Here is a 25,828-nt window from a genome sequence, read left to right on the forward strand (position 1 = left end):
GGACGGCCCCTACCGCTTCGAGGGCACCGAGCGCAGCGCCGAGGACATGGCCGCCTACTACGCCGAGCTGGTCGACGCCTACCCGCTGGTGTCCATCGAGGACCCGCTGGACGAGGACGACTGGAAGGGCTGGGCCACCCTCACCGCGTCGCTGGGGGCCAAGGTGCAGCTGGTCGGCGACGACCTGTTCGTCACCAACCCCGAGCGGCTGCAGCGCGGCATCACCGACGGCGCCGCCAACTCGCTGCTGGTCAAGGTCAACCAGATCGGCACGCTCACCGAGACCCTGGACGCGGTCGCCCTGGCCCAGCGCAGCGGCTACACCGCGATGATCTCCCACCGCTCCGGCGAGACCGAGGACACCACCATCGCCGACATCGCGGTGGCCACCAACGCCGGCCAGATCAAGACCGGCGCCCCGGCCCGCAGCGAGCGTGTGGCCAAGTACAACCAGCTGCTGCGCATCGAGGAGGAGCTGGACGAGGCCGCGGTGTACGCGGGCGCGTCGGCCTTCCCGCGCTTCAAGGCCCAGGGCTAGGCTGCCGCACCATGCCCGAGGAGCCGGAGAAGCCGAAGCGGCCGTCCGCCGCGCGCGACGCCGCGTCGCGGCGCGCGGGCGGCCAGGGACCCCGTTCCGCCGGGGGCGCACGCGCCCGCGGCGGTGCGAAGGCGGGGTCCGGGGACTCCGGTGCCCGTGGACGGGCGGCCCAGGGCAAGGGCCGCCCGTCCGGCACGTCCGCCGCCACGCCCTCCGGCGCGGCCAAGCCCGCCAAGCCCGCAGTGCCCGGCAAGTCCGCCAAGCCCGCAGCGTCCGGAAAGCCCGCCAAGGCGTCGGGCGCCAAGTCGGGCGCCGGGTCGGCCGAGAAGGGAACGGGCCCCAAGGGCGGGACGAAGAGCACCGCCAAGGGGGCCGGTACGGGCTCTGCGAAGGGCGCGGCGAAGAGCACCGGGAAGCCCGCCGCGAAGTCCTCAGGCGGTGGTGCCGGCGGCGGCTCCGGTTCCGGCGGTGGAAAGCGCACGGCCCCGGGCGGCTCGGGCAAGGGGCCGGGCAAGGCCCCGGCGAAGGGCGGCGGCCGCCGCGGACTGCGCCCCGCGTTGACGAGCCGCGCCGCGATCCTCGCCCTGGTGGTGTGCGCCATCGCGCTCAGCCTGGCCTACCCGCTGCGCGAGTACGTGGCCCAGCGCTCCGAGATCGCCCAGCTCCGCGACGAACTCGCCCAGCGCAAGGACGCGGTGGAGGAGCTGGAGCAGCGCAAGGAGCGGCTCAACGACCCCGACTACATCGAGCGCGAGGCCCGCACCCGGCTGCACTACCAGTACCCGGGGGAGAAGGCCTACGTCGTCGTTTCCGGTGACGACCCCGAGTACGGGGAGCCGGACGGCGACGGGCCCCAGGACCCCTGGTTCACCCGGCTGTGGAAGTCGGTCAAGGCCGCCGACGACCCGGACGCCGGCCGGGAGGAGATCCCCGACGCCGAGCCCCCGGGCCGGTGAGCGCGGCTCCGCACCCGCGCACCGGCTAACCTGAGACCGCCATGAATTCCGCAGACCACACCACCGGCGGCCCCGGTGCCGCGCCCGCCGCGCCCGGCCGCCCCGCAGACGTCTCCCCGGAGGACGCCCGGGCCGTCGAGCGCCAGCTGGGCCGCCCCCCGCGGGGCCTGCGCGCCGTCGCCCACCGGTGCCCGTGCGGCCTCCCCGACGTGGTGCGCACCGCGCCGCGCCTGGAGGACGGGTCGCCCTTCCCCACGCTGTACTACCTGACCTGCCCGCGCGCGAACTCGGCGATCGGCTCCCTGGAGGGCGGCGGCGACATGCGCCGCATGCAGGAGCGGCTGGCCGAGGAGCCGGAGCTGCGCGCCGCCTACGAGAAGGCGCACGACTCCTACATCGCCGAGCGGGACGCCCAGGCCGCGGCCGACGGCCTGGAGCCGCTGCCGCGCGGCATGCAGAGCGCGGGCGGGATGCCCGAGCGCGTCAAGTGCCTGCACGCGCTGGCCGCCCACGAGCTGGCCGAGCCCGGGACCAACCCGATCGGCCGGGAGGCGCTGGACGCCCTCCCGGACTGGTGGGAGAAGGGGCCGTGCGTGTGCGCCGGCCCGGAGGACGACGACGAGACCCCTGGGGGAGGCCGACCGTGACCACCGTGGCCGCCATCGACTGCGGGACCAACTCCATCCGGCTGCTGATCAGCGACGTGGCCGTGCAGGACGGCGACGAGGTCGGGCTGATCGACCTGGAGCGCCGGATGGAGATCGTGCGCCTGGGCCAGGGGGTGGACCGCACCGGCTCCTTCGCCCCCGAGGCCCTGGAGCGCACCTTCGAAGCGCTGCGCTCCTACGCCAAGCTGATGCACGAGCACGGGGTGCCCTTCGACCCCGACCACGTGCGCATGGTGGCCACCAGCGCCACCCGGGACGCCGCCAACCGCGACGTGTTCACCGCCGGCGTGCGGGAGATCATCGGCGTGGAGCCCGAGGTGATCACCGGCGACGAGGAGGCCGAGCTGTCCTTCGTCGGCGCCACCGCCGAGCTGGAGGCCGAAGGGGAGGACGGCGGCCACCCGCGCCCGTACCTGGTCGTGGACATCGGCGGCGGCTCCACCGAGTTCGTGCTGGGCCACCCCGGGGGCGCCGAGGGGGAGGGCGCCGAGGGCGTGGTGCGCGCCGCGCGCTCGGTGGATATCGGCTGCGTGCGGATGACCGAGCGCCACCTGGCCGACGACCCGCCCACCGCCGGGCAGGTCGCCGCGGCCACCGCCGACATCGACGCCGCGCTGGAGGAGGCGGCGGCGTCGGTGCCGCTGGAGGAGGCGGCGACCGTGGTGTGCGTGGCCGGAACGGCGACCACCGTGGCGGGCATCGCGCTGGACCTGCCCGAGTACGACTCCGAGCGGATCCACCTGACCCGCCTCAGCGCCGAGCGCACCGGGGAGATCGCGCGCGAGCTGCTGGCGATGCCGCACGGGCGGCGCGCGGAGCTGGGCGTGATGCACCCCGGACGGGTGGACGTGATCGGGGCGGGCGCGCTCATCCTGGACCGGGTGCTCGCGCGCACCGGCGCCGACGCCTTCTACGCGGGCGAGCACGACATCCTCGACGGCATCGTTTGGGGACTGTGCCTGGGCGCCTTCGAGGCGTGACCGGCACCGACACAGGGTGAGGCCGACGTCGCACACGGTCGGGCGGGTGAGCCGCGTCACCCGCCTGACCTGTGTGAAAGCCGTAACATGCGACCTGACCAGGGGCGACGGGCCTGACGTCGGCTTTATGATGGTCTAAACCTTTCACGACCGGCGCTTCCCTGTCGGGAACCGCTTGTGAAAGAATGCACAAGCAGGCGGTGAGGGAGGGCGAGCTCCACACCGCGGCAACGAAGGCGAACTTTCCGGTCGGAAGTCGACTACGAATATGCCAGTCAACGAAGACTTACCGATCTTCGCTGCCCTGGGCAGGGGCGGGGAACGGGACTTTAGGGCGGATATGCGATGACCGAGAGCAGGAACTACCGGCTGGTCCACGGCGGCGACGGCGAGGAGCGGATCCCGCACATCCTCATCGTCGGCGGCGGCTACCTGGGCATGTACACCGCGGTGCGGCTGGAGAAGAAGCTCGGCGCCGGTGAGGCGCGCATCACGGTGATCGACCCCAACTCCTACATGACCTACCAGCCCTTCCTCCCGGAGACCGCGGCCGGCAGCATCTCCCCGCGCAACGTGGTGGTGCCGCTGCGCAAGGTCTTCAAGCGGACGAAGGTGCTCACCGGCCATGTGGTCCGCATCGACCACGCCGCGCGCACGGTCGGCTTCGAGCCCGAGGTGGGCGAGCCCCGCGAGATCTCCTACGACTACCTGGTCATGGCGGCCGGCGCGGTCTCGCGCACCCTGCCCATCCCCGGCCTGGCCGAGTGGGGCATCGGCATCAAGACCGTCGAAGAGGCGGCCTACCTGCGCAACCACGTGCTCGAGCAGCTCAACATCGCCGACTCCACCGACGACGAGGCGGTCCGGCGCAAGGCGCTGAACTTCGTCTTCGTCGGCGGCGGGTTCGCCGGGGCCGAGGCCATCGCCGAGCTCGAGGACATGGCCCGCGACGCCACCCGCATCTACCCCTCGATCAGCGTCGACGACCTGCGCTTCTACCTGATCGAGGCGGCCGACAAGATCCTGCCCGAGGTCGGACCCGACGTCGGCACCAAGGCGCTGAACCAGCTCAAGCGCCGCGGCGTGGACGTGCGGCTGCAGACCTTCCTGGAGTCGGCCGAGAAGCAGGTCGTCAAGCTCAGCGACGGCGCCGAGTTCGAGGCCGGCACCCTGGTGTGGACCGCGGGCGTCAAGCCCAACCCGGTGGTCTCGGCGAGCGACCTGCCGCTGGGCCCCAAGGGCCACGTCGACACCAGCGAGTACCTGACGGTCAACGGTGCGGACGGCGTCTTCGCCGGCGGCGACAACGCCCAGGTGCCCGACGGCAAGGGCGGCTTCTACCCGCCCAACGCCCAGAACGCGGTCCGCCAGGCCCCGGTGCTGGCCGACAACGTCATCGCCACGCTGCGCGGCAAGGGCCTGACCGCCTACAAGCACGACAACCTGGGGGCGGTGGCCGGGCTCGGCCTGCACAAGGGCGCCGCCCAGCTGTTCGGCAAGGTCAAGCTGACCGGCCGGATGGCCTGGTACGCCCACCGCGCCTACCACCTGTTCGCGGTGCCGACCTTCAACCGCAAGATGCGGGTGCTGGCCGACTGGACGCTGGGCCTGTTCCTGCGCCGCGACTACGCGGCCCTGCCCGAGATGGTCGAGCCGCGCCAGGCCTTCGAGGAGGCCGCCCAGCCGCAGCCGGTCGAGAACGGCCGCCTGCTGCGCCGGGTGAGCTGAGCCTCCGGCCCCGAGCAGGCCGCAGCAGGCCCGATCAGGCCCGTACCGGCCCGCGTCCGCGACACGGCGGACGCGGGCCGGAGGCCTTTCCCGGCGGCACTCCCGGGCGGCGCCCCTGGGCGGTGCTTTCGAGCGGTGGCGCGGGACCGGTGCCCCGGGCCCCGAGGTGCGCGGCCGGTTTCGGACGTCCGGGTCCGGAAGCGGTGGGAATCCTGCGGATTCGCCCTCCACCGGTATGATGGTCGCGCCCTCGTAGCCCAATGGAAGAGGCAGGCCCCCTAAAAGGGTCACAAGTGTCGGTTCGAGTCCGACCGGGGGCACTGGGCCTCCCAGCGGCTCACCGCTCGCGCTCCATCAGGAGCTGCAGGTGGGTGAAGAGCCGCTGGTCGGGGTCGCCCAGGTCGATCCCGCTGACGGCCTCGGCCCGGCGCACCCGGTAGCGCAGCGTGTTGGGGTGGATGTGCAGCCGCTCGGCGGCGGCCCGCACGTCCCCGAACGCCTCCAGGTAGGCCAGCAGCGAGCGCACCAGGTCCGAGTCGCTCTGGGCGTCGTGCCGGATGAGCGCCTCCACCCGGGGGTCGCGCAGGCCCGGGGTGGCGCGCAGGTGCGCCAGCGTCTCGCTGACCAGCACCCGTGCCCGCACGTCGCCGATGGTGGCCACGTCGCTCTCCAGGTCGCGGGACATGGCGTCGAGCACCCGGTCGGCCTCCTGCCGGGAGAGCGGAACCGCGTCGGGCGCGTCCACCGTCGATCCCACCGCCGCCTGTACGCCCGAGCCGATCAGGCCGCGCGCCGCCTCCACCGACTTGCGGGCCAGCGCCAGCACCGAGGCCTCGGCCGAGCGCGCCCCCACGTCGGGCACCAGCACGTAGATCCGCCCGCCCAACACCGTGACCAGGGCGTTCTTGCGGTAGGCGGCGGTGTGCACGGCGATCAGGTCGGCCATCCGGCGGCGCTGCAGCTCCAGGCCGGAGCGGTTGCGCTCCTCCCGCCGGCCGCCCGCGCCCAGCGAGAAGGCGGCCACCAGCGCCGGCCGCTCGGGCGAGACCTCCACCGAGTCCGAGAGCGCCGCCGCCTCGATCCGCCCCTCCAGGAGCCCGGCCAGCAGGTCCTCGCGCAGCCGCAGCCCCGCGGTCACCTCGGTGCGGTGGCGCAGCATGTGCAGCGCGGTGATGCGGGCCGCGCCCAGCAGCGCCTCCTCGGCGCCCTCGGCGAAGGGGTGGGCGCCCTTCTGCACCCAGATCGTGCCCAGCGGCTGGTCCCCGGCGTGCACCCCCACCGCCATGCGGGGGCGGATGCCCAGCTCGGGGTGCTCGGCCACGTGCACCACCTCGTCGCCGGCCCGCAGCCGGGAGAAGACCCCCCACTCGCGCAGCAGCGCCAGGTACTGCTCGGGGCCCTGCCGGCCGAGCACGCTGAGCCGGCGCAGCTCGTCGACCTCCTCGCCGCTGGAGTAGGCCAGCACCCGGCTGGCGGCGTCCTCGATCGCCACCATCCCGCCGGTGAGCGCGGCGAGCGTCTGGGCCAGCGAGAACAGGTCCCCGGCCGACTCGCCCAGGTCGGTCTCGCCGGTGAGCCGGGCGTCGTCGACCACGCTGCGGCACAGCGCCTGCAGCTGGTCCCAGCGCACGTCGGGGCGGACCGCCAGCAGCGCCACCCCCGCCTCGCGGGCGGCGGTGCGCAGCAGGCCCACCTCGTCGGCGGCGGGGCGGGCCGGTGCGGGCGCGCCCCACCCCTGCGGCGGCGGGTAGCTGGGCTCCTCGGCCTGGGCCCGGGCGGCGGCGTTGACCTTGACCGCCACCCCGGCGGCGCCGCGCCGCGCGGCGGCCCGCACCAGCTGCCGGGCGGCCGCTCCGCGGGCCCCGATCAGCAGGACCAGGTCGCCGGTGAAGGCGTCCACCTCGTCTTCGGGATCGGCGATGATGACATTGTCCACTCGCACATCCAGCCCGGCGGGGGCGGCGAGCACGTCGACCAGCGGGTCGCCGACCGCCAGCAGGAGCTGGCGGAGCGGCACACCAGGTGTTTCGTTCCCTTCGTCAGGGTTCTGTGTTATATGGGGCTGCTGGGGTGTTCCGGGATCGGTGAAGTCCATGGCCCTTTCAGTTTGTCGTATCGGCCAAGCCCGCGCGACAAAAAGTGGCCGCGCCCACAACGCCGGATCATGTCTGGTTCGCTTACGTTTGACCGGTTCGATGGAGATGACGACGCCGTCCCGACGGAGGTGCCCATGGATGCGGTGACGAACGTCCCCGTGCCGGCCAATGAGCCCGTGCTGACCTACGCACCCGGCAGCCCCGAGCGGGCCGAGCTGGAGACCCGCCTGTCCGAGCTGGGCAAGGAGCCGGTCGAGCTGCCGATGACCATCGGCGGGGGGGGGCGGGNCGCCGGATGGGCGGCGGGCAGCGCATCGACGCGGTCCAGCCGCACCGCCACTCCGCCGTGCTGGGCACCATGGGCAACGCCACCCACGACGACGCCCGCGCCGCGGTCGCCGCCGCCAAGGGCGCCGCCGAGGACTGGCGGAACATGCCCTTCGACGAGCGCGCCGCGATCATCCTGCGCGCCGCCGACCTGCTCGCCGGCCCCTGGCGCCAGACGGTCAACGCGGCCACCATGCTCGGCCAGTCCAAGACCGCGATCCAGGCCGAGATCGACGCCGCCTGCGAGCTCATCGACTTCTGGCGGTTCAACGTCGCCTACGCCCGCCAGCTGATGGAGCAGCAGCCCTACAGCCCGGCCGGCCAGTGGAACCGCCTGGAGCAGCGGCCGCTGGAGGGCTTCGTCTACGCGATCACGCCCTTCAACTTCACCGCCATCGCCGGCAACCTGCCCACCGCCCCGGCGCTGATGGGCAACGTCGTGGTCTGGAAGCCCTCGCCCACCCAGCAGTTCGCCGCGGACCTGACCATGCGGCTGCTGGAGGAGGCGGGCATGCCCCCCGGCGTCATCAACATGGTCACCGGCGACGGCCTGGCCGTCTCCGACGTCGCGCTGGCCGACCCCGAGCTGGCCGGCATCCACTTCACCGGCTCCACCGCCACCTTCCAGCACCTGTGGCGCTCGGTCGGCGAGAACATCGCCAACTACCGGTCCTACCCGCGCATCGTCGGCGAGACCGGCGGCAAGGACTTCATCGTCGCCCACTCCTCGGCGAACCCGGACACGGTCCGTACCGCAATCGTCCGCGGCGCCTTCGAGTTCCAGGGCCAGAAGTGCTCGGCCGCCTCGCGCGCCTTCGTCGCCCGCTCGGTCTGGGAGCGCATGCGCGACGACCTGGTCGCCGAGACCGAGGCCCTGTCCATGGGCGACGTCACCGACCTGAGCAACTTCATGGGCGCGGTCATCGACCGCCGCTCCTTCGACCGCCTCTCCGGCGTGCTGGAGCGGGTCAAGGCCGACCCGACCCTGACGGTCCTGGCCGGCGGCACCGCCGACGACTCCGAGGGCTACTTCGTGCGCCCCACCATCGTCGAGGGCACCGACCCGGCCAACGACGTCTTCCGCACCGAGTACTTCGGCCCCTTCGTGGCGGTGCACGTCTACGAGGACGGCGACTACGACCGCATCCTCAAGGTCGTCGACGAGGGCTCGGACTACGCCCTGACCGGCGCCGTCATCGCCGACGACCGCGCCGCGGTGCAGAAGGCCCACCAGGCCCTGCGGTTCACCGCCGGCAACTTCTACGTCAACGACAAGCCGACCGGCTCGGTCGTGGGCCAGCAGCCCTTCGGCGGCGCCCGCGCCTCCGGGACCAACGACAAGGCCGGCTCCGCGCAGAACCTGGCGCGCTGGGCCAGCCCGCGCTCCATCAAGGAGACCTTCGTTCCGCCGAAGACCTCCGCCCACCCGCACCAGGGCTGATCGGCCCGGGCTCACCCCCCGGCCCCGGGCGGCGCCCGGGGCGGTCACCACCACGTCGGTCCCGCGGCGCAGCGTGCGGCCGGGCCCCGCTCGGGGCCCGGCCGCACCCGCCCTGGGAAGGAAATGCGAGGTCATCCATGCTTCGTACGCCACTGCTGGCCGCGGCGCGCTCCACCGCGTGCCGCCGGCTCGTCGAGCGCGCCCCCGTGACCCGGGGGCTGGTGGACCGGTTCGTCGCCGGGTCCACCCAGGAGCAGGCGCTCCCCAAGGTCGCCGAGCTCACCCGGGACCGCTACGTCACCCTGGACCACCTGGGGGAGGACACCACCGACGCCGAGCAGGCCCAGGACACGGTGGACGCCTACACCCGGCTGCTGGCCGCGCTGGGCGAGGCGGGCCTGGCCGGCCGGGCCGAGGTGTCGGTGAAACTGTCGGCCGTGGGGCAGTTCCTGCCGGCCGACGGCGAGAAGATCGCGCTGGACAACGCCCGCGAGATCTGCCGGGCGGCCCAGGAGGCGGGCACCACCGTCACCCTGGACATGGAGGACCACACCACGGTCGACTCCACCCTGTCCATCCTGCGCCAGCTGCGGGTGGACTTCCCCTGGGTGGGCGCCGTGCTCCAGGCCTACCTGCACCGCACCGAGGCCGACTGCCGCGACCTGAGCGGGGAGGGCTCGCGGGTGCGGCTGTGCAAGGGCGCCTACGACGAGCCCGCCTCGGTCGCCTACAAGGACAAGGCCGAGGTGGACCGGGCCTACGTGCGCTGCCTGAAGATCCTCATGGCGGGCGAGGGCTACCCGATGGTGGCCTCACACGACCCGCGCATGGTGGCGATCGCCCAGAAGCTCGCGGCCACCGCGGGCCGCTCGGAGGACGAGTACGAGCACCAGATGCTCTACGGCATCCGCGACAACGAGCAGGTGCGCCTGGCCGCCGAGGGCAAGCGCATGCGCGTCTACGTCCCCTACGGCGACGAGTGGTACGGCTACTTCATGCGCCGCCTGGCCGAGCGCCCGGCCAACATGGTGTTCTTCGCCCGCTCCCTGATCACCCGCGGCTGACCCCGCCGCGGCCCGCCCCCGGGCCCGGCTCCGCGGCCGATCCCGCGGACACCCGGACCCGGGCGGCACCCCCCTCCTCCTTTGGTGATCTCGGGTAAGTCGGGGTTATACCGGCCGGTACAAGGCCGACTTCCCCGAGATCAACAACGCGGTCCGCCCACCGCCGCCCCCGCCGCGGCCACGAACGCGGCGATCGCCGGGTGCGCACCGCCGCCCGCGCGGAAGGCCACCTTCGAGCGGCGGAACAGCGGTAGCGCGGTCAGCACCACGCCCTCGGCGGGCGGGGCGGTGGCGGTCTCGGGGACGAACCCCACCCCCTGCCCGATGGCGGCCAGGGACAGCACCGTGCGGAAGTCGTTGACCTGGTGGCGGATCCTCGGCTGGAACCCGGCCGCCTGGCAGGCGCGCACGACCATCGCGTGGCCGGTCGTGCCGTCCCGCGCGGTGATCCACGGGGCCTCGGAGCAGGGGCCGAGCAGCTCCGCCAGGGTGCCGTCCCCGGAGGCCCCCACCGCGGCGGCCCCGCCTGCGGCACCCGTGGCCAGGTACATCGGCTCCTCCAGCAGGGAGACCTCCTCGACCGTGGCGTCCGGCGGCGCGGGGACGAAGTCGTAGTCGTGCACGAGCGCCACGTCGAGGTCGCCGGCGCGCAGGGCGTCGGAGACCCGCGCCGAGTCGATCTCCTGGAGCATCGGCTCCAGCCCGGGGTGCCTCCGGGCCAGCTCGGCCAGGGCGGCGGGGACGATGGTGTGCCCGCCGGAGGGGAAGGTCCCGATGCGCAGTGACCCGCCGATGCCCTCCCGGGCGCCGGCGAGCTCGGCGGCGGCCAGCTCCAGGCGCTCCAGCACGGCGTCGGCGTGGGCGACCAGGGTCCGGCCCGCGGGGGTGAGGACCACGCGCCTGCCGCTGCGCTCCAGCAGGGCCACGCCCGCCTCGCGCTCCAGCGCGCTCAGCTGCTGGGAGACGGCGGACGCGGTGAAGGTCAGCGCCTCGGCCACGGCCGTGATCGTGCCCCGGCGGTCCAGCTCGCGGAGCAGGTGGAGGCGGCGAACATCAAGCATAAGTTCAGCTTAGGTGTTCTGGTAGAAATCAGAAATGGACCTACAGGGTCGGTGGGGGCAGGCTGGGAGCCATGACGCCCGATCCGATCTTCACCGGCCTGTACGTCCCGTTGGTGACCCCGTTCACCGACGACCTGCGCCTGGCCCCCGACGCGCTGGCCCGCCTCGCCGACGAGGCGCTGTCGGCCGGCGCCTCCGGGCTCGTCGCGCTCGGCACCACCGCGGAGGCGGCCACGCTGACCGCGGAGGAGAAGCGGACCGTCGTGCGCGTGTGCGCAGCGGCCTGCCGGGAGCACGGCGCCCCGCTGATCGTCGGGGTCGGCACCAATGACACCGCGTCCGCCGTCGAGACGCTGCGCGAGCTGGCGGCCGCCGGCGACGCGGCCGCGGCGCTGGTCCCCGCCCCGCCCTACATCCGGCCCGGCCAGGCGGGCACGCTGGCGCACTTCAGCGCGCTGTCCGATCAGGGCGGCCTTCCGCTGATCGTGTACGACATCCCCTACCGGACCGGGCAGGCCCTCACCCCCGAGACGCTCGCCGCTCTCGGCCGCCTCCCCAGGGTCGTCGGGGTCAAGCACGCGACCGGCGCGATCGACGCGGCAGCGGTCGAGCTGCTCGCCGACCCGCCGGAGGGCTTCTCCGTGCTCGGCGGCGACGACGCCGTCCTCTCGCCGCTCCTCGCGGCCGGCGCCCACGGCGCGATCGCCGCCTCGTCCAACCTGCGCACCGCCGACTTCGCCGAACTGGTCTCCCTATGGCGCAGCGGCGCCGGCGGGCCCGCCCGAAGGCTGGGCGCCGAACTGTCCCGGCTGTCCGCCGCGCTTTTCGCCGAGCCGAACCCGACGGTGATCAAGGGCGTCCTGCAGGCCCAGGGGCGCATCCCCTGCCCGGCCGTCCGGATGCCGCTGCTCGCCGCCTCCGCCGACTCGGTCCGCCGGGCCCTGCCCTTGGCGGGTACCCGCGCACGCCGCGGATCCCTGGCCCCGGCCTGAGAGCCCCTTCGTTGTCGATCTCGGGGAAGTCGGCCTTAAGAGCTCCCTCATAAGGCCGACTTCCCCGAGATCGCCTCGGAGGAAGCGGACCCCGGCCCGCACGGTGCGGGCCGGGGCCGGCGGGCGTCCTCAGTCGTCCTCAGTACGGGCGGTCGCCCACGATGGCGACGCGCTCGGCGACGCGCGGGTGGGGGTGGTAGTCGTTGACCGCGTAGTGCTGGGTGGCGCGGTTGTCCCAGAACGCGATCGAGTTCTTCTCCCACCGGAACCGCACCTGGTACTCGGGCACGTGCGCCTGCTGGAAGAGGTAGCGCAGCAGCGCGTCGCTCTCCTCGCGCTCCATGCCCAGGATGCGGGTGGTGAAGGAGACGTTCACGAACAGCGTCTTGCGGCCGGTCTCGGGGTGGGTGCGCACCACGGGGTGGTGCACCGGCGGGAAGCGGTCCTGCCACTCCAGCAGGCGCTCGCGGTCCAGGAAGCGCGCGAAGCCCGGGATCACGTCGTGCTCGGCGACGGCCCCGTCGATGCGGGCCTTGACCTCCTCAGGGAGGTTGTCGTAGGCGGCGGCCATGTCCGCCCACATCGTGTCCCCGCCCTGCGGCGGAACCTCGACCAGGCGCAGGATCGCCCCCAGGGCCGGCTCGCGCCGCCACGTCACGTCGGTGTGCCAGACGTTCTCGTAGCTCGGCGGCATCTCGCCCTTGGCGAAGCGTGCGATCACCGCGTCGTCGCCCTGGTCGATGAAGGGGTTGGTCTCCAGGTCGCCCCACATGCGGGCGATCTCCTGCTGCCGCTCGGAGGTGATCGGCTGGTCGCGGAAGAAGACCACCTTGAACTCCAGCAGCGCGCGGTGGATCTCGGCGCGCAGCTCTTCGCTGATCTCCTCGCGCAGGTCCACGCCGTGCAGCTCGGCACCGATGACCGGCCCCAGGGGACGGACGTCGAGCAGGCGGTACGGCGCGGACTCCTGGGTGTCGGCGAGGCGGCGCAGGGAGCGCGGCCCCTCCACGACGGCGTCGTCGACGGTGCGCGCCTCGCGCAGCGCGGCGGTCGGGTTCTCGGTGACGGTCATACGGTCCGTACCTCTCTTCTCGGTTCTTCTTTCGGGGCTACTGGCTTTTCGGGGTACTGGCTCCGGGGGCGCCGATCGGGGATCGCCTCACGGATCACCGGGTCGGGGTCGGACGGGAGACGGGGCGACGAAGCGTCGCACTGGGACTGCCGTGAGTGATGGTCGTCGGGTGGCCGAACGCGGGTCCGTCCTGCCGGGGGCATGCGGGAGCGGGCCGCGACGGGCTCAGGGCCCAGGCGGGTCCGCGCCGGAACGGCGGCTAGGACGGGGTCGTCAGGGAGACACGGAGAGGGGAGTGCTCAGGGAACGAGCGCGACAGGCCGGGTGAGGCGGGGCGACGGGCGCGGAGCGGGACGCGGAACACGTCCGGTCGTCCAGGCGGTCGCCCGAGGCGGCGCGGTGGACGCGCATAAGCGCGCGACGGAGCGCCGGCCTAGGCGGAGAAAGGAGGAGACCCCAGGCGGCCGCGGAGGAGGATCACCCCGGCGGCCCCACGGCGGCGGGCGCCGCGGTCGCGTCGACTCGGACGAAGCGTCCGGAGGAGGCGGGGGTCTGTGGTCATGGCGCCGAGCATGGGGGCCGCGCCCCGTTCCTGTCAAGGCGGAGGGCCGCCGGGACACCTCCCGGGCGCCGCCTCCGGGGCCCTATGGAGCCGAACGAGTCCGAGACGTGATGGATGCCGGGGAACCCGGTGAGGAGGCCGCACGTTACGTTGAAGGCAGTAGACCCACGGCCCTGGAAAGGCTTGCACAGACATGCGGATGAGGAGTTCCAATCCCGTCCTGAAGCGGGCGATGCAGTCCGGTCAGGGCGGCGGGTACGGCGGACAGGCCTACGGCTATCAGCAGCCCTACGGCCAGCCCGGCTACGCACAGCCCGGACAGCCCCAGCCGGGGTACGGGCAGGACGCCTACGGCTACCCCCAGCCGGGGGCCTCCGGCCAGCCCCCCATGGCGCCCGCCCAGGGACGGCTGACCATCGACGACGTGGTCGTCAAGACCGGCCTGACGCTCGGCATGGTCCTCGTCACGGCGGTCATCAACTACTTCATCGGCTGGATGGGCGGGGAGTCGGGCGCCGGCCTGGCGATGACCCTCACCTTCGTCGGTGCCATCGGCGGCCTGATCCTGGGCCTGGTCATCGCGTTCAAGGGCTCCACCAACCCGGCCCTGATCCTCACCTACGCCGCCCTTGAGGGCCTGTTCGTCGGCGGGTTCAGCTTCATCCTCGAAGCCCAGCTCGTGAGGACCGGGGTGGCCGACTCCACCACCGGCTCGCTCGCGGTGCCGGCGATCTTCGGCACCCTCTTCGTCGCCGGGACCATGCTGGCCCTGTACAAGTTCAAGGTCATCCGGGTCACCAACACCTTCGTCAAGGTGGTCTCGGCCGCGGCCATCGGCTTCTTCGTGCTGATCCTGGCCAACTTCCTGCTGAGCTTCTTCATCGACGGCGGCCTGGGGCTGCGCGCCGCCAGCCCGCTGGGCCTGCTCGTCAGCGCGGTCGCGGTCGTGCTGGCCGCCGCGGTCCTGGCGATCGAGTTCAAGAACGTCGACGACGCCCTGGAGATGGGCCTGCCGGAGAAGTTCTCCTGGCAGCTCGCCTTCGGCCTGACCGTGACCCTGGTCTGGCTCTACATCGAGATCCTGCGCCTGATCTGGATCCTGAAGTCGATGTTCGCCGAATAACCGGTCCACCGGTCCGGCCCGCACCGGCCGCACGGGCACCCGCCTCACGGGCACCCGCCTCACGGGAAAGGCGCCGCACCCCGAACGGGGAGCGGCGCCTTTCCTGCGCCGGGGACGCCTTTAGGAACGCTGCCGCGGAATGGGCTGGTGGCTCCGGTGCCGGCGCATGTACTCCTGCACGATGGCGTGCGCGTACCCGCGGCTGAGCGCGTACTCGTCGGCGAGCCACGCGCTGCGCTCGGAGCAGCGGGTCAGTGACGGACCTTTGTCGAGGGTCTCGAACCACTCGGGGAGTTCGCGGCCGGTAACGGACGGGATGCGGGCGAGCAGCTGGGCGTGGATCTCCGGCGAGTGGGTCACCGCCATGGGTGGCACCTCCGATGATGAGCGGCACTTACCAGCGACCTTGCATCAGGATGAAGGCTCGGACAAGCCCTGGTGACCGGGTTTTACCTTCGGTTTCGCCCACCGGGGCGCCCCGATGGCCCGGGACGCCCCGATTCCTCCGCATCCTCGGAGCGGGGTCAGCTCAGCCGCTCGAAGACGGCCGCCATGCCCTGGCCGCCGCCCACGCACATGGTCTCCAGGCCGAAGGTCTTGTCGTGGAAGCTCAGCCCGTTGAGCAGCGTGCCGGTGATGCGCGCACCGGTCATGCCGAAGGGGTGGCCCACGGCGATCGCCCCGCCGTTGACGTTGAGCTGGCTCTCGATGTCGATGCCCAGGTCGTCGGCGGAGGGCAGCACCTGCGCGGCGAAGGCCTCGTTGATCTCGACCAGGTCGATGTCGGAGATGGTCATGTTGGCCCGGGCCAGCGCCTGCCGGGAGGCCTCCACCGGGCCCAGCCCCATGATCTCCGGGGACAGCGCGCTCACCCCGGTGGACACGATCCGCGCCAGCGGGGTCAGGCCGAGCTGCGCCGCCTTGGCGTCGCTCATGATCACCACGGCGGCGGCGCCGTCGTTGAGCGGGCAGCAGTTGCCGGCGGTGACCGTGCCGTCCGGCCGGAAGACCGGCTTGAGCTCGGAGACCTTCTCGTAGGTCGTGCCCGGCCGGGGGCCGTCGTCGGTGTCGGCGACCGAGCCGTCGGGCAGCGTGACCGGGCTGATCTCCCGGGACCAGAACCCGTTCTCGATCGCCTGCTCGGCGCGGTTCTGCGAGCGCACCCCGAACTCGTCCTGGCGCTCCCGGGAGATGCCGCGCATCTGGGCGACGTTCTCGGCGGTCTGGCCCATGGTGATGTAGACGTCCGGCAGCTCCCCGTCCTCGCGCGGGTCGCTCCAGGTGTCGGCGCCGCCCTCGGCGCGGCGGGCCGTGCGCTCCTCGGCGCCGGCGAAGAGCGGGTTCTTGGTGTCGGGCAGGGTGTCGCTGTTGCCCTTGGCGTACCGGCTGACCATCTCCACCCCGGCCGAGACGAACACGTCGCCCTCCCCGGCCTTGATGGCGTGGTAGGCCATCCGGGTCGTCTGCAGGCTGGAGGAGCAGTACCGGGTCAGGGTGGCGCCGGGCACCGTGTCCCAGCCGAGCTGCACCGCGACCACGCGGGCCAGGTTGTGGCCCTGCTCGCCGCCGGGCAGACCGCAGCCCAGCAGCAGGTCGTCGATGTCCTTCGGGTCCAGCTGCGGCACCTTGGCCAGCGCCGCCGTGATGATCTGCGCGGTGATGTCGTCGGGCCTCAGGTCCTTCAGAGACCCCTTGAAGGCGCGCCCGATGGGGGAGCGCGCGGTCGCGACGATGACGGCTTCAGGCATGCTCGCGGCCCTTCTCGCGATGGTCCGTACGTTCTGCGGGTCTGCGGTGGTAGATCCCGTTATTACCAGCAAGTTAACCTGTCGGCCGCCGGACGCCGAGCGCCGGGGTGCCGGATGTGCGCGCCCGCGGGCGCGCTCAGGCGCGCGAGTGCGCGGCGTCCTGCGCTCCGCCGCCCTGCTCCGGGGGCCCACCGCCCTCCTGTTCCTGCGGGCGCTCCCGGGCCGCCCGGTGCAGCAGGGCCGCCCACCGGCCCCGCGGGCCGCGCTCGCGCCCGGCCACCCGCACGCCGGTGACCTCGGTGCCCGCCTCCTCGGCGGCCTCGACCGCGGCCCGGTCCACCGGCAGGACGCCTTCGCCGGCGCGCCGGTCCAGTGGCACCTCCAGCTCGGGCAGCAGCCCCAGCGCGGCGCACGCCGAGGGCAGGACCGCGATCGCCGCATGGGCGTACCCGCGCGCGGAGGGGTGGAACCGGTCCGGCCCGAAGAGCTCGTCGGGGCGGGCGACGAAGTCGTCGGCGAGCAGGTCGGTCAGCGAGACCGTGCGCCCGCCCTCCTCCACCACCGCGATGGTCTGGGCGGCGGCCAGCTGGCGCGAGGCGCGCCGGGCGACGGTTCGCAGGGGCTGCCCGATCGGGCGCACACTGCCCAGGTCGGGGCAGGTGGCCACGACCACCGCGGTGCCGCCGGCGTGCAGGGCGCGCACCACGCTCTGCAGGTGGTGCACGGCGTCGGCGGGGCGCACCCGGTGGATGACGTCGTTGGCGCCGATGAACACCACCGCCAGGTCGGGCACCTCGCCCTCCAGCAGCCCGGCCTGGCGCACCAGGTCGGCCGAGGTGGCGCCGACCTTGGCGGTGCTGCGCAGCCGCACCGGCCGCCCGGCGACCTCGGCGATCCCGGCGGCCAGCAGCGCGCCGGGGGTCTGCGGCCCCTCGGTCAGCGCGAACCCTGCGGCGGTGGAGTCGCCCATGACGGCGAAGGAGACCGGCGGCCCCGCGCCGCGGCCGTAGACGCCCTCCACCTCCGGGGGCGTCCACGAGGTGAACCCGATGGCCCGGTGGGCCAGGCGCGCCTGCAGGTACAGCAGCGCCATGGTGCCCGCCCCGAGCAGGGTGAGCCCGCCCCCGCCGAACGCGGTGGCGGTCGCGATCCTCCTGGCCCGTGCGGCGCGCAGCATGGCCCCCTCCTCCTGCCGGTTCGCGCATGTCGGCCCCCGTGCGTCCGCTTAGAGGATGCCCCCCGCGCGCCCGCCGTACGCACCGGTACCGGCCCGCCCGGACCCGGGCGGGGACCGCGGCGCCCTTGTAGTGTCGGTGCCACCAGGGGAGAGGGCCCCCACCAGGGGCGCCGATCCCGGACAATGGCGTTCAGAAGGGGAGCCCCGATGCGGGTGCACCAGTCGTTGATCGATCTCGTCGGAGACACCCCGCTGCTGCGGCTGAACAAGGTGACCGAAGGCCTGGCGCCGACCGTGCTGGCCAAGGTGGAGTACTTCAACCCCGGCGGATCCGTGAAGGACCGCATCGCGCTCCGGATGATCGAGCAGGCCGAGAAGGACGGCCTGATCGGTCCCGGCGGCACCATCGTCGAGCCGACCTCCGGCAACACCGGGGTGGGGCTGGCGATCGTCGCCGCCCAGCGCGGGTACCGCTGCGTGTTCGTCTGCCCCGACAAGGTGGGCAACGACAAGCTCGCCGTCCTGCGGGCCTACGGCGCCGAGGTGGTGGTGTGCCCGACCACGGTCGCCCCCGACCACCCCGATTCCTACTACTCGGTCTCGGACCGCCTGGCCGAGTCCATCCCGGGGGCCTGGAAGCCGGACCAGTACGCCAACCGGAACAACCCCGAGTCGCACTACCGCTCCACCGGCCCGGAGGTCTGGGAGCAGACCGAGGGGCGCATCACCCACTTCGTGGCCGGGATCGGCACCGGCGGCACCATCACCGGCGCCGGGCGCTACCTCAAGGAGGTCTCGGAGGGGCGGGTCAAGGTCATCGGCGCCGACCCGGAGGGCTCGGTCTACTCCGGCGGCAGCGGCCGGCCCTACCTGGTGGAGGGCGTCGGCGAGGACATCTGGCCCGAGACCTACGACCCGCAGATCTGCGACGACGTCGTCGCGGTCAGCGACAAGGACTCCTTCCTCATGACGCGCCGCCTGGCCAAGGAGGAGACGCTGCTGGTGGGCGGCTCCTGCGGCACGGCGGTGGAGGCGGCGCTGCGGGTGGCCGCCACGGCCTCCCCCGACGACGTGATCGTGGTGCTGCTGCCCGACGGCGGCCGCGGGTACCTGGGCAAGATCTTCAACGACGAGTGGATGGCCGACTACGGCTTCCTGTCCGCCCAGACCGAGGAGCCCACCGCCGGGGACGTGCTCGCCGGGAAGGGGCCCACGCTGCCCGAGTTCGTGCACGTCCACCCGCACGAGACGGTGGGCACGGCGGTCGACGTCATGCGCGAGTACGGGGTGAGCCAGCTCCCGGTGATGAAGGAGGAGCCGCCGGTCATGGCGGCCGAGGTGGTCGGCTCCATCGCCGAGCGCGACGTGCTGGACGCGCTGTTCGCCTCGCGGGCGCGCCTGCAGGACACGGTCGCCGACCACATGAGCGCGCCGCTGCCGGTGGTCGGCGGCGGCGAGCCGGTCAGCCGGTGCGTGGAGCTGCTGCGCGGCGCCGGCGCGCTGGTGGTGCTGCGCGACGGCAAGCCGGCCGGGGTGCTCACCCGCCAGGACCTGCTGGCCCACATGGCCGGCTGACCCGGGCGCGGGACGGTGCGGTCCCCGCAGGGCGGGGGCCGCACGCACCGGACCGGCGGGCGCCTATTACAGTGCACCACGTCATTACCCGTCGGTAGATTCGAGGCTGCAGGTGGCACGGCTGATGTCCTGGGTCGCGCGCGGGCTGTGGTCCTGGGCCCGCCGCCACGCCGACGTGCGCGCGGGCACCCGCGCGGCCCGCCGGTTCGCCGCCTACGGGCCGGGCACCTCGATCGCCTTCCCCACCGCCACCGTCTTCGGCGAGCCCTGGATCACTCTGGGAGCGCACACCCTCATCGGCGCCGACATCACCCTGACCGCGGGCATGCTGCCCGGCATGGAGCTGGGGCCCGAACCGCTGCTGCGGATCGGCGACGGCTGCACCATCGGGCGCGGCTCGCACGTGGTGGCGCACTGCTCCGTCGAGATCGGCGACCACGTGTTCACCGGCCCCTACGTCTACATCACCGACCAGAACCACGTGTACAGCGACCCGCACACCCCGGTCGGGCTGCAGTGGCCCCAGGACGCCCCGGTGCGGATCGGCTCGGGCACCTGGATCGGCGCCAACGCGGTGGTGCTGCCCGGCGCGCGGCTGGGCCGCAACTGCGTGGTGGCGGCCGGCACCGTGGTGCGGCCCGGCTCCTACGCCGACCACAGCGTGATCGCCGGGGTGCCGGGCAAGGTGGTGCGCCGTTTCGAGGAGGAGGCGGGCTGGACCCCGCCGCTGCGCCCGGCCGAGCAGAGCGGCGCCCACCCGGCCCGCCGCGGCTGCTCCGGCACCGCCCCGGCCGAGGAGTAGGGCCGCGCGGGGCCGTGCGGACTAGTGTGGGCCCATGACGTTCGACGGGTTTGAGACGCTGGCGATCCACGCCGGTCAGGAGGCCGACACCGAGACCGGTGCGGTCGTCGTCCCCATCTACCAGACCAGCACCTACGCCCAGGACGGCGTGGGCGGGCTGCGCGGCGGCTACGAGTACTCGCGCACCGCCAACCCCACCCGCAAGGCGCTGGAGGAGTGCCTGGCCGCGCTCGAGTCCGGCGCGCGGGGCCTGGCCTTCGCCTCGGGCATGGCGGCCGAGGACACCCTGCTGCGCACCGTCGCTGGCCCGGGCGACCACGTGATCATCCCCGGCGACGCCTACGGCGGCACCTTCCGGCTCTTCTCCAAGGTGCTGGAGCGCTGGGGGGTGGCCTGGGAGGCGGTGCCGCAGACCGACCCCGAGGCGGTGCGGGCCGCGATCCGGCCGGAGACCGTGGCGATCTGGACCGAGACGCCGACCAACCCGCTGCTCAACATCACCGACATCGAGGCCCTGGCCGGGATCGCGCACGACGCCGGCGCGCTGTTCGTGGTGGACAACACCTTCGCCTCGCCCTACCTGCAGCGGCCGCTGGCCCTGGGCGCCGACGTGGTGGTGCACTCGACCACCAAGTACCTGGGCGGCCACTCCGACGTGGTCGGCGGCGCGCTGGTGGTCGCCGACCCGGAGCTGGGCGAGCGCCTGGCCTTCCACCAGAACACCATGGGCGCGGTCGCCGGGCCCTTCGACGCCTGGCTCGCCCTGCGCGGGGCCAAGACGCTGGGCGTGCGCATGGACCGGCACTGCGCCAACGCCGAGCGGGTCGCCGAGGCGCTGCTCCACCACCCGGGGGTGTCCGAGGTGATCTACCCGGGCCTGGCCGAGCACCCCGGGCACAAGGTCGCGGCCCGGCAGATGCGCGCCTTCGGCGGGATGCTCTCCTTCCGGCTGCGCGACGGGGAGAAGGCCGCGCTGCGGGTGTGCGAGCGCACCCAGGTGTTCACCCTGGGCGAGTCGCTGGGCGGGGTGGAGTCGCTCATCGAGCACCCGGCGCGGATGACGCACGCCTCGACGGCCGGTTCCCCGCTGGAGGTGCCGGGCGACCTGGTGCGGCTCTCGGTCGGCATCGAGTCCGGCGACGACCTGGTGGCCGACCTGCTCGCGGCGCTGGACTGAGCCGCCGTCCGCGACGCCCCTTCCGCGGCCCCTCCCGCCGCCGGCGCCCCGCGCGCCCGCACCGGGGAGGGGCCGCGGGCCTCACACCCGGGCGCGGTAGGCGGCCAGGCGGGCGTCCAGGCCGTCCCCGTAGTCCCGGAAGGACCGGTGCACCGGGCGCTCGGCGGTGCCCGGCTCGGTCCCGGCGATGACCGCGCGCACCGCGCGGGCCACCGCCCCGGGCGCGGGGAGCAGGCCCAGCGGCAGGTAGCGGGTGCGGTCGAGGGCGACCCAGCCGTCGGCGTCCATCCGTCCGAAGCGCCAGCCGCTCTCCTCGTCCCAGACGAAGCGCAGCCGCCCGCCGTCGGCGGCGCGGGTGACCACCGTGGCGTCGCGGGGGTCCATCGGGTCGTTCCAGTGGTCGAGCACCTCGGTCCCGCCGCCGGTCAGCGCGGCGGCGACCGCGTCCACGTAGGGCTGGGGCAGCAGCACCCACTCCGGGGAGTAGGGCGCGGGCATCAGGCCGTTTCCGTTCACGGCGCGTTCCTTGTCTAGGACAGTGTGAAATGGGTGGAGAGGGAAGAAGGCCGCGATCTCGGTCGCGACCTGGGGCGGGTGTGAGCGCCGTTCCGTTCCGGCCGTCTCCCGGTGGAGGAATGGACGGGCACCCGGTCCGCTGGGGCCGAAGTTAAGCGGTGCTCGGCGGTGGTGCCAGTGGGGCGCGCGTGCGTTGTCAAGACGTGATGCTCTTTTCCGCTCCCACGTCCGCCCCCTTCGCCGGCCGGTGGTGTCCGCGCCGTTTCCGTCCACCTGGTGTCGCCCGATGTCCGATTTACATGTGGGAATCCTATTTCCCGGTGCTCTGTTCCCGGTTTATCCGGTGCTCCGTTCCCGGTCGTGCGTGTCCGGCGCGGGCCGGACACGCGCCTCCCCGCGGGGAGGCCGGTACCCGGGACGGTCCGCGGCCGCTGCGGCACGCGGCCCGACGGCCCTTCAGAGCAGGGCGCCGGTCCGGTCGCTGCGGCCGTCGCCGGCGTGCCCGTCCTCGCGGGCGCGGCGGTAGGCGGTCTCCTCGCCCAGGCTCTCGGGGAAGCAGAGCCCGGACAGGGTGCGGCCGGCGCCGGAGAACGACCGGTTGTCGCCTCCGTCGCGCAGCGCGCGGTAGCGGCCGCGGTCGTTGCGCTTGATCCCGATGGAGGCGGCGATCAGCAGCCCGAGCAGGGTGCTGAAGAACACCACGAGGACCAGCAGCAGGATCCCGATGACCAGGGGCATCTTTCGTCCTCCTTTCGAACCGCGTGCGCCCCGCGGGGCCCACGCGACCCCGGGCGATCCCCGGGGGAGGAATGCGGGCCGAGTCGGCCGGGAGGAGAATGATCGACTTTTCCGCGCTCTCCTGTTCAGCTTCATCGGATTCATTCCTATGATTATCACCATCGGTGTTCGGCGACGTTGCGTCAAGACCGTTGAGTAGAATTATTGGTACGAATCGGCGAACGGGAGCGCGCAATGGAGCCTCGGCACCTGGAGATCGCCCAGGACCTCATGGAGGACATCGACCAGGGGCGCTACGCCCCGGGCGCGCCGCTTCCCACCGAGGACCGGCTGATGGAGCTCTACGGCACCTCCCGCAACACCGTGCGCCGCGCGATGCAGGAGCTCACCAACCGCGGCAGGATCGACATCAAGCAGGGCAGCGGCAGCACTGTGCGCCGCTACCGGCCCACCACCCACCTGGCCAGCTCGGCCGAGGGCGAGGCCGACGACGAGCGCTACGCGGCCTACGTCCGGCGGATGCGCACCGAGCAGGGCATCGAGCCCAACCAGCGGCTCCGGGTCATCGTCGAGGCCGCGGGGCCGCCCGTGGCCGACCTGCTGGAGCTGGGCCCCGGCGAGGAGGACCGGTACGTGGTGATCCGCCGGTGCGACCGCTACCTGGCCGGGCGGCTGTGGCAGCGCCAGCTCTCCTACTACCCGCGCCGCCTGGCCCTGGACTCCGACAAGGGTGCCGAGCTGATGACGCCCGAGGACATCCAGCGCGGGACCAGGACGCTGCTCGCGGAGATGGGCTACCCCCAGACCCGCTCCTGGGACGTGGTGGGGGCCAAGATGCCCTCGCTGAAGGACTCCACGCTGTTCGGGATCGGCCCGGGGATCCCGCTGATCGTGCACGACCGGCTCCCCCCCCCCGGGGGGGNTCACCAAGACGCTGATGCCGGCCGACCGCCACCAGCTCATGTACTTCGAGGGCGAGATGACCCCCGACCAGCTGCGCGCCGGTACCGACCTGAACATCTACGACCACTGAGGGGCGGCCGCAGGGGTGCGGCCGCGGGGGCGCCCTAGCGCAGCCCCGCCGACGGCCGGGCCCCGTCGCGGAAGGCGAGTCCGACCACGCGGCGGCCGGATGCCGACAGGGGGCCTTGTTCGGGGTCGTCGCGCAGGGAGCGGTAGCCGCCCTTGCGGTCGCGGCTGCGGATGCCGAGGGAGACGGCGAGCAGGAACCCCAGGGCGAGGCCGGTGACCACCAGCCCCGCGACCACCAGAAGGACCGCCATGGGGCGCCCTCCTTCCCGGTCTCGGGCCCGCCAGGGGGTGGAAGGCGGGGGAGTCGGTGCCGGGATCGGCGTCGATCCACGGAGTATCGTCGGTGGTCCCACCCATGGATGAGGTGGGATCAAGATAGCGGTTTGGACTTGTTGGTACAGGCTGCATACCCATCGAGGAACCCTTCATGCGCGAGGAGAGCAGATATCGGAGGATCGCCCGGATCCTCCGCCGGGAGATCCAGAGCGGCGGGCTCGCTCCGGGGGACCGGCTGGACTCGGAGAAGGAGCTGGAAGAGCGCTTCGAGGCCTCGCGCAACACCGTGCGCCTGGCCCTGGGGATGCTGCGCAACCAGGGCCTGGTGGTGAGCCACCCGGGCCGGGGGCACTTCGTCCACGACGTGCTTCCGGTGACCTACTACGCCAACCGCACCGCCCAGCAGACCGGCTCGGGGATCGAGTTCGCGGCCTTCGGGGCCGGTGCGCGCGTGGCCGAGCTGCTCATCGAGAGCGCCTCGGCCGAGGTCGGCAGCCGGCTGCGGATCTCCGAGGGCGAGCGGGTGGCGGTGCGCCGCACCTACGGGTACGTGGACGGCCGCTGCACCATGCGCCGCACCTCCTACTACCCGATGGACATCGCCGAGGGCAGCCCGCTGATGCACCCCGCCGACCTGCCCGAGGGGGCGGGGGCGGTGCTGGCCGGGCTGGGCCACCCCCAGGTGGGGCACGTGGACGAGCTGCAGACCCGCATGCCCACCCCCGAGGAGGGCGAGGAGCTGTCGATCGGGCAGGGCGTCCCGGTCCTGGAGCTGTACCGGACCGGGTACTCCGAAGCCCGGCCGGTCGTGCTCGAATGGGTGGTGTTCGCCGGGAACGGGGCCCGGTTCCAGTACGAGATCGACGACGTCGGGGCCTACCGGAGGGACTGACCCGCCGGGCGGACGAGCAGGGAGAGCGAAACAGCGATGAACGCGTCCAAGAGGACGGTCGTGGCCGACCACCTGCGCCAGGCCCTGCTGCGGGGCGACTACCAGCCGGGGGAGCGCCTGCCCCACGAGGAGGAGCTGGCCCGGCGCTTCGGGGTGTCCCGGGGGACGGTGCGCTCGGCGCTGCGCGCCCTGCAGGAGGAGGGGCGGCTGAGCATCCTGCCGGGGCGGGGCGCGGAGGTGCGCGAGTACAGCCCGATCGTCCACCTGGCCACCGAGGTGCGCGGGGAGCGGGACTCCGAGCGCTTCGAGACGGGGTACGCCCCGCACCTGAGGGCCAAGGGCCACGACTCGGTTGTCGAGGAGATCAAGGTCGTCATCGAGGAGGTCCGGCCGAAGGTCGCCAAGCGCCTGGGGCTGCCCGGCGCACCCGTGGACGGCGGGAACGGCGCGCCTTCCTCCCGCGACCGGCTGATCGTGGTCCGCGGCTGCGACCGGTTCGTGGACGGGGTGCTGTGGGAGTCGCAGACCAGCCACATGCCCTACGGCATCGCGGGGGACACCGAGCTGATGTCGCCCCAGCGCATCGGCCGGGGCATCGACCAGGTGCTGTCCGAACTGGGGTACCCCCGCGCGTGGTCCTGGGACGTGGTGGGGGCGCGCATGCCCAGCCCCGCCGAGACCGACGCCTTCGGCCTGCGTCCCGGGGTCGCCCTGCTCGTCCAGGAACGCGTCACCTACGCGGGCGAGCGGGCGGTCCGCTTCACCGAAACGGTGATGCCGGCCGACCGCCACCAACTCCTCTACGCCGACGGCGAGGCCCCGGAAGAGCTGCTCCTCCTCGCCTCGGACGTGAGCATCTTCGAGATCTGAGCGGATCCGAGCCGACACGTGACCGGCCGGGGCCCACCAGCCGCCCCTTCCCACAGGGGTGGTGCCCCGGCCGGCCCTCGAGCTCCTGCGCCCCGCGGGGCGGCGACGGCGCAGCCGGTGCCCCGCTCACGGCTGCTTGCCGGGTGCCGGGCTGCCGGGGTGCCAGGGGAATGGCGGCGACGAGGAGGCGGGGGCGGTTCCCCAGTGTTGTCGGTCGGCCGCCGGGCCTCTCGCGGTCCCGGCGATGAGCAGCGACGACGGAACGGCCGGTGCCCCGCTCCGGCCTGCCTGCCGGGCGGCGGGGCCCTTCGGCGCAGGGGAGGGGCGGCGACGGCGCAGGATGGTACCCCGCTCACGCCTGCTTGCCGGGCGGCGGGCCGTCGAGGTGTCGGCGATGAGCAGCGACGAATGGGCGCG

23 protein-coding genes, 1 tRNA gene and 1 pseudogene are annotated in these 25,828 nt (G+C 73.4%); 16 read left to right on the forward strand and 9 right to left on the reverse strand.

What is annotated here, in order from left to right:
* The 6 genes from D450_RS0128430 to D450_RS0128455 all read left to right on the forward strand — a co-directional run.
* Positions 1-538: enolase C-terminal domain-like protein (locus tag D450_RS0128430; RefSeq protein WP_017542022.1), on the forward strand; the 538-nt coding region annotated here is incomplete at its 5' end.
* 11 nt (positions 539-549) lie between these two features.
* Positions 550-1,494 (forward strand): FtsB family cell division protein, encoded by a 945-nt coding sequence (locus D450_RS34235; protein ID WP_193789699.1) that lies wholly within the window; start codon positions 550-552, stop codon positions 1,492-1,494.
* A 41-nt stretch (positions 1,495-1,535) separates the two neighbouring features.
* Complete coding sequence (locus tag D450_RS0128440; RefSeq protein ID WP_017542025.1) at positions 1,536-2,141, forward strand: DUF501 domain-containing protein; 606 nt, start codon at positions 1,536-1,538, stop codon at positions 2,139-2,141.
* Positions 2,138-3,142, forward strand: coding sequence for a Ppx/GppA phosphatase family protein (locus D450_RS0128445; protein ID WP_017542026.1), 1,005 nt, complete (start codon positions 2,138-2,140; stop codon positions 3,140-3,142). The genes D450_RS0128440 and D450_RS0128445 overlap by 4 nt, the downstream gene beginning before the upstream one ends.
* A 345-nt stretch (positions 3,143-3,487) precedes the next feature.
* Positions 3,488-4,870, forward strand: a complete 1,383-nt coding sequence (locus D450_RS0128450) for an NAD(P)/FAD-dependent oxidoreductase (RefSeq protein ID WP_017542027.1) — start codon at positions 3,488-3,490, stop codon at positions 4,868-4,870.
* Between the two features lie 246 nt (positions 4,871-5,116).
* Positions 5,117-5,190, forward strand: a tRNA-Leu gene (locus D450_RS0128455).
* Positions 5,191-5,207: 17 nt separating this feature from the next.
* On the opposite strand, the gene D450_RS0128460 is transcribed toward D450_RS0128455, so the two are convergent.
* Positions 5,208-6,887: a PucR family transcriptional regulator gene (locus tag D450_RS0128460; protein WP_017542028.1), complete on the reverse strand. Its 1,680-nt coding sequence runs from the start codon at positions 6,885-6,887 to the stop codon at positions 5,208-5,210.
* Between the two features lie 213 nt (positions 6,888-7,100).
* On the opposite strand from D450_RS0128460, the pseudogene pruA reads away from it, so the two are divergent.
* Both pruA and D450_RS0128470 read left to right on the forward strand, forming a co-directional pair.
* A pseudogene (pruA, locus tag D450_RS0128465) lies at positions 7,101-8,734 on the forward strand (L-glutamate gamma-semialdehyde dehydrogenase).
* A 137-nt stretch (positions 8,735-8,871) separates the two neighbouring features.
* Complete coding sequence (locus tag D450_RS0128470) at positions 8,872-9,798, forward strand: proline dehydrogenase family protein (protein WP_017542030.1); 927 nt, start codon at positions 8,872-8,874, stop codon at positions 9,796-9,798.
* A gap of 140 nt (positions 9,799-9,938) precedes the next feature.
* Here the strand turns inward: D450_RS0128470 and D450_RS0128475 are convergent, their stop codons facing one another.
* Positions 9,939-10,859 carry a LysR family transcriptional regulator gene (locus tag D450_RS0128475; RefSeq protein WP_017542031.1) on the reverse strand — a complete coding sequence of 307 codons (921 nt, stop codon included), beginning with the start codon at positions 10,857-10,859 and terminating at the stop codon, positions 9,939-9,941.
* A 71-nt stretch (positions 10,860-10,930) separates the two neighbouring features.
* Here D450_RS0128475 and dapA point away from each other — a divergent pair, with 71 nt between their 5' ends.
* Positions 10,931-11,851 (forward strand): 4-hydroxy-tetrahydrodipicolinate synthase, encoded by a 921-nt coding sequence (gene dapA, locus D450_RS0128480; RefSeq protein WP_017542032.1) that lies wholly within the window; start codon positions 10,931-10,933, stop codon positions 11,849-11,851.
* A gap of 139 nt (positions 11,852-11,990) precedes the next feature.
* Here the strand turns inward: dapA and D450_RS0128485 are convergent, their stop codons facing one another.
* A complete protein-coding gene (locus tag D450_RS0128485; RefSeq protein ID WP_017542033.1) occupies positions 11,991-12,923 on the reverse strand; it encodes a TauD/TfdA dioxygenase family protein in 933 nt (310 codons plus the stop codon).
* A gap of 755 nt (positions 12,924-13,678) precedes the next feature.
* On the opposite strand from D450_RS0128485, the gene D450_RS0128490 reads away from it, so the two are divergent.
* A complete protein-coding gene (locus D450_RS0128490) occupies positions 13,679-14,608 on the forward strand; it encodes a Bax inhibitor-1/YccA family protein (RefSeq protein ID WP_026128814.1) in 930 nt (309 codons plus the stop codon).
* Positions 14,609-14,728: 120 nt separating this feature from the next.
* On the opposite strand, the gene D450_RS0128495 is transcribed toward D450_RS0128490, so the two are convergent.
* The 3 genes from D450_RS0128495 to D450_RS0128505 all read right to left on the reverse strand — a co-directional run bounded on the left by D450_RS0128495 (position 14,729) and on the right by D450_RS0128505 (position 17,533).
* Positions 14,729-14,974 (reverse strand): DUF4287 domain-containing protein, encoded by a 246-nt coding sequence (locus D450_RS0128495; RefSeq protein WP_017542035.1) that lies wholly within the window; start codon positions 14,972-14,974, stop codon positions 14,729-14,731.
* 158 nt (positions 14,975-15,132) lie between these two features.
* Positions 15,133-16,356, reverse strand: coding sequence for an acetyl-CoA C-acetyltransferase (locus D450_RS0128500; RefSeq protein WP_017542036.1), 1,224 nt, complete (start codon positions 16,354-16,356; stop codon positions 15,133-15,135).
* A 136-nt stretch (positions 16,357-16,492) separates the two neighbouring features.
* Positions 16,493-17,533, reverse strand: coding sequence for an SGNH/GDSL hydrolase family protein (locus tag D450_RS0128505; protein WP_017542037.1), 1,041 nt, complete (start codon positions 17,531-17,533; stop codon positions 16,493-16,495).
* 207 nt (positions 17,534-17,740) lie between these two features.
* On the opposite strand from D450_RS0128505, the gene D450_RS0128510 reads away from it, so the two are divergent.
* The 3 genes from D450_RS0128510 (at position 17,741) to D450_RS0128520 (ending at position 21,087) form a co-directional block, all read left to right on the forward strand.
* Positions 17,741-19,108, forward strand: coding sequence for a cystathionine beta-synthase (locus D450_RS0128510; RefSeq protein ID WP_017542038.1), 1,368 nt, complete (start codon positions 17,741-17,743; stop codon positions 19,106-19,108).
* 124 nt (positions 19,109-19,232) lie between these two features.
* Positions 19,233-19,910 carry an acyltransferase gene (locus D450_RS0128515; protein WP_017542039.1) on the forward strand — a complete coding sequence of 226 codons (678 nt, stop codon included), beginning with the start codon at positions 19,233-19,235 and terminating at the stop codon, positions 19,908-19,910.
* Positions 19,911-19,944: 34 nt separating this feature from the next.
* On the forward strand, positions 19,945-21,087 hold the full coding sequence (locus D450_RS0128520; protein WP_017542040.1) for a cystathionine gamma-synthase: 1,143 nt from the start codon (positions 19,945-19,947) through the stop codon (positions 21,085-21,087).
* An 81-nt stretch (positions 21,088-21,168) separates the two neighbouring features.
* On the opposite strand, the gene D450_RS0128525 is transcribed toward D450_RS0128520, so the two are convergent.
* Both D450_RS0128525 and D450_RS0128530 read right to left on the reverse strand, forming a co-directional pair.
* Entirely contained in the window at positions 21,169-21,603 is a 435-nt protein-coding gene (locus tag D450_RS0128525) for a DUF6292 family protein (RefSeq protein ID WP_017542041.1), read from the reverse strand.
* 456 nt (positions 21,604-22,059) lie between these two features.
* The gene (locus tag D450_RS0128530) at positions 22,060-22,341 is read right to left on the reverse strand and encodes a hypothetical protein (RefSeq protein ID WP_017542042.1); all 282 of its coding nucleotides are present in this window, start codon (positions 22,339-22,341) and stop codon (positions 22,060-22,062) included.
* A 270-nt stretch (positions 22,342-22,611) separates the two neighbouring features.
* Between D450_RS0128530 and D450_RS31585 the strand changes: the two genes are divergently transcribed.
* On the forward strand, positions 22,612-23,412 hold the full coding sequence (locus D450_RS31585; protein ID WP_449289490.1) for a GntR family transcriptional regulator: 801 nt from the start codon (positions 22,612-22,614) through the stop codon (positions 23,410-23,412).
* Here the strand turns inward: D450_RS31585 and D450_RS0128540 are convergent.
* Positions 23,409-23,624 (reverse strand): hypothetical protein, encoded by a 216-nt coding sequence (locus D450_RS0128540; RefSeq protein ID WP_017542043.1) that lies wholly within the window; start codon positions 23,622-23,624, stop codon positions 23,409-23,411. The genes D450_RS31585 and D450_RS0128540 overlap by 4 nt on opposite strands.
* A gap of 176 nt (positions 23,625-23,800) precedes the next feature.
* Here D450_RS0128540 and D450_RS0128545 point away from each other — a divergent pair, with 176 nt between their 5' ends.
* Both D450_RS0128545 and D450_RS0128550 read left to right on the forward strand, forming a co-directional pair.
* Positions 23,801-24,541: a GntR family transcriptional regulator gene (locus tag D450_RS0128545; RefSeq protein WP_017542044.1), complete on the forward strand. Its 741-nt coding sequence runs from the start codon at positions 23,801-23,803 to the stop codon at positions 24,539-24,541.
* 36 nt (positions 24,542-24,577) lie between these two features.
* Positions 24,578-25,411 (forward strand): GntR family transcriptional regulator, encoded by an 834-nt coding sequence (locus D450_RS0128550; RefSeq protein WP_017542045.1) that lies wholly within the window; start codon positions 24,578-24,580, stop codon positions 25,409-25,411.
* Positions 25,412-25,828: the final 417 nt, after the last annotated feature.

The sequence above is a fragment of the Nocardiopsis halophila DSM 44494 genome, assembly GCF_000341245.1.
GTDB classification, from domain to species: Bacteria; Actinomycetota; Actinomycetes; order Streptosporangiales; family Streptosporangiaceae; genus Nocardiopsis_A; species Nocardiopsis_A halophila.

Excerpts from the sequence above, each read along its gene's own strand:
- D450_RS34235 (WP_193789699.1), top strand. The coding sequence starts at position 550 with ATGCCCGAGGAGCCGGAGAAGCCGAAGCGGCCGTCCGCCGCGCGCGAC.
- D450_RS0128440 (WP_017542025.1), top strand. The coding sequence starts at position 1,536 with ATGAATTCCGCAGACCACACCACCGGCGGCCCCGGTGCCGCGCCCGCC.
- D450_RS0128515 (WP_017542039.1), top strand. The coding sequence starts at position 19,233 with ATGTCCTGGGTCGCGCGCGGGCTGTGGTCCTGGGCCCGCCGCCACGCC.
- D450_RS0128545 (WP_017542044.1), top strand. The coding sequence starts at position 23,801 with ATGCGCGAGGAGAGCAGATATCGGAGGATCGCCCGGATCCTCCGCCGG.
- D450_RS0128490 (WP_026128814.1), top strand. The coding sequence starts at position 13,679 with ATGCGGATGAGGAGTTCCAATCCCGTCCTGAAGCGGGCGATGCAGTCC.
- D450_RS0128510 (WP_017542038.1), top strand. The coding sequence starts at position 17,741 with ATGCGGGTGCACCAGTCGTTGATCGATCTCGTCGGAGACACCCCGCTG.
- D450_RS0128505 (WP_017542037.1), bottom strand. The coding sequence starts at position 17,533 with ATGCTGCGCGCCGCACGGGCCAGGAGGATCGCGACCGCCACCGCGTTC.
- D450_RS0128470 (WP_017542030.1), top strand. The coding sequence starts at position 8,872 with ATGCTTCGTACGCCACTGCTGGCCGCGGCGCGCTCCACCGCGTGCCGC.
- D450_RS0128500 (WP_017542036.1), bottom strand. The coding sequence starts at position 16,356 with ATGCCTGAAGCCGTCATCGTCGCGACCGCGCGCTCCCCCATCGGGCGC.
- D450_RS0128540 (WP_017542043.1), bottom strand. The coding sequence starts at position 23,624 with ATGGCGGTCCTTCTGGTGGTCGCGGGGCTGGTGGTCACCGGCCTCGCC.
- D450_RS0128530 (WP_017542042.1), bottom strand. The coding sequence starts at position 22,341 with ATGCCCCTGGTCATCGGGATCCTGCTGCTGGTCCTCGTGGTGTTCTTC.
- D450_RS0128550 (WP_017542045.1), top strand. The coding sequence starts at position 24,578 with ATGAACGCGTCCAAGAGGACGGTCGTGGCCGACCACCTGCGCCAGGCC.
- D450_RS0128450 (WP_017542027.1), top strand. The coding sequence starts at position 3,488 with ATGACCGAGAGCAGGAACTACCGGCTGGTCCACGGCGGCGACGGCGAG.
- dapA (WP_017542032.1), top strand. The coding sequence starts at position 10,931 with ATGACGCCCGATCCGATCTTCACCGGCCTGTACGTCCCGTTGGTGACC.
- D450_RS0128475 (WP_017542031.1), bottom strand. The coding sequence starts at position 10,859 with ATGCTTGATGTTCGCCGCCTCCACCTGCTCCGCGAGCTGGACCGCCGG.
- D450_RS0128485 (WP_017542033.1), bottom strand. The coding sequence starts at position 12,923 with ATGACCGTCACCGAGAACCCGACCGCCGCGCTGCGCGAGGCGCGCACC.
- D450_RS0128520 (WP_017542040.1), top strand. The coding sequence starts at position 19,945 with ATGACGTTCGACGGGTTTGAGACGCTGGCGATCCACGCCGGTCAGGAG.
- D450_RS0128495 (WP_017542035.1), bottom strand. The coding sequence starts at position 14,974 with ATGGCGGTGACCCACTCGCCGGAGATCCACGCCCAGCTGCTCGCCCGC.